Origin of the sequence: Olavius algarvensis spirochete endosymbiont, assembly GCA_900608495.1 — a bacterium.
Taxonomy (GTDB): domain Bacteria; phylum Spirochaetota; class Spirochaetia; order DSM-2461; family DSM-2461; genus UBA2779.
Window position 1 is genome coordinate 1 of record UWYT01000243.1, and the last position, 247, is coordinate 247.

The window sequence follows — 247 nt, forward strand, 5'->3', positions numbered from 1 at the left end:
CCACATAGACATTGCCGAATGAGTCCACAGCCACTCCGGTGGGGTAGTTAAACTGTGCCGTGTTGCCGATGCCATCCGCAAAACCTGGTGTGTCAGTACCGGCTATGGTGTTTACCACCCCTCCCGGCGTGATTTTCCGGATGCGGTGGTTGTTAGCATCTGCCACATAGAAATTGCCGGATGAGTCCACAGCCACTCCGGTGGGGAAGTTAAACTGTGCCGTGTTGGCGGTGCCATTCCCAGAATT

At 55.1% G+C, this 247-nt stretch carries 1 protein-coding gene; it reads right to left on the bottom strand.

Annotation, left to right across the window (positions count from 1 at the left end; genetic code table 11):
* Window positions 1-247 (bottom strand): NHL domain-containing protein (locus S1OALGB6SA_RS07085; RefSeq protein WP_195910358.1); only part of this gene is annotated, 247 nt, incomplete at both ends.